Raw genomic sequence first — 1538 nt, 5'->3', positions numbered from 1 at the left:
GCTGCCGCGCCCCTTCCCCGTCCCCCGGCCCCGCGTCGGTCACGGGATGCTGTGGACCTCCGGGAGCGAGCCCGTGCGGGCCGCCCGGCCGTACCAGAGGGCACTGGACTTGGGTGTCCGTTCCAGCGTGGTGTAGTCGACGTAGACCGCGCCGAAACGCTTCTCGTAGCCGTACGCCCACTCGAAGTTGTCCAGCAGGGACCACAGGTAGTAGCCGCGGACGTCCGCGCCGTCGGTGATCGCGCGGCGGACCGCGGCGAGGTGGCCGTGCAGGTAGGCGATCCGCTCGGGGTCGTGGACCCGGCCGTCGGGGTCGGGCTTGTCGTCGTAGGCCGCGCCGTTCTCCGTGATGTAGATCGGCAGCCCCGGCGCCTCGCGCGTGTAGCGCATGATCAGGTCGTGCAGGCCCGTCGGGTCGATCGTCCAGCCCATCTCGGTGCGCTCGCCCGGCGTCTGGTGGAAGGTGACGTCGTCCGCGGCCGGCCAGGGCGAGTGGTCGCTGCTGCCGTGGCCGTCGGCACGCGGGGTGTTGGCCTCGGGGTCGGCGGCCGAGACCAGCGCGGGCGTGTAGTAGTTGAGGCCCAGGGCGTCCAGCGGCTGGTGGATCAGGGCGAGGTCGCCGTCCTCGACGAACGACCAGTCGGTGACCGACTCCGTGGCCGCGAACAGCGTCTGCGGGTACGCGCCGTGCAGGATCGGCCCGTGGAAGACGCCGTTGGCCAGGTCGTCTATCTTCTGCGCCGCGGCCAGGTCCGTCGCGTTCTGCGAGAGCGGCCGCACGACCGAGGAGTTGAGGCTGATCGCCACCGAGTTGCGGGCCGGCATCGAGGCGCGCAGGGCCGAAGTGCCCAGTCCGTGCGCCAGGTTCAGGGTGTGCGCCGCCTTCAGCGAGGCCGCGGGGTCGGTACGGCCCGGCGCGTGCACCCCGGAGGCGTAGCCGAGGAAGGCCGCGCACCAGGGCTCGTTGAGGGTGATCCAGTGCTCCACCCGGTCGCCGAGCGCCTCCCCGACGATCTGCGCGTACTCCGCGAACCGGTACGCCGTGTCGCGCTCCGGCCAGCCGCCCGCGTCCTCCAGCTCCTGGGGCAGGTCCCAGTGGTAGAGCGTCACGGCCGGCTTGATGCCGTGCGCGAGGAGCTCGTCCACCAGCCTGCGGTAGAAGTCCAGACCCCGCTGGACCGCGGGGCCGCGCCCGGTCGGCTGCACCCGGGACCAGGAGATCGAGAAGCGGTACGCCGTCAGGCCCAGGTCGGCCATGAGCGCCACGTCGTCGCGGTAGCGGTGGTAGTGGTCGACAGCGATGTCACCGTGGTCGCCGCCGGCCGTCTTGCCCGGGGTGTGGCTGAAGGTGTCCCAGATGGAGGGCGTACGGCCGTCCTCGCGCACCGCCCCCTCGATCTGGTAGGCGGAGGTCGCGGCTCCCCACAGGAAGGCGGGGGGAAAGGTCACCGGGGTCACCGGCGATTCGGGCTCTGGCATGGAAGCGCTCCCATTGGAGGTCGTCGGACCGTCGGATGAAAGGGGGGAGGGGGAGGAGG

General features: G+C 72.0%; 1 protein-coding gene. It reads right to left on the bottom strand.

Going from position 1 to position 1538, the window contains the following annotated elements; translation table 11 throughout:
• Positions 1 to 39: 39 nt before the first annotated feature.
• The gene (locus AOJ26_RS40545) at positions 40 to 1479 is read right to left on the bottom strand and encodes a GH1 family beta-glucosidase (protein ID WP_053853330.1); all 1440 of its coding nucleotides are present in this window, start codon (positions 1477 to 1479) and stop codon (positions 40 to 42) included.
• Positions 1480 to 1538 lie beyond the last annotated feature (59 nt).

Origin of the sequence: Streptomyces sp. NRRL B-24085, from assembly GCF_001282115.1 — a bacterium.
Classification (GTDB): domain Bacteria; phylum Actinomycetota; class Actinomycetes; order Streptomycetales; family Streptomycetaceae; genus Streptomyces.
Note: the sequence above shows the minus strand (reverse complement) of the source record. Positions and strands in the feature narration are given on the sequence as shown.

Coding starts and splice junctions, on each gene's coding strand:
- AOJ26_RS40545 (WP_053853330.1), bottom strand. CDS start 1,479: ATGCCAGAGCCCGAATCGCCGGTGACCCCGGTGACCTTTCCCCCCGCC.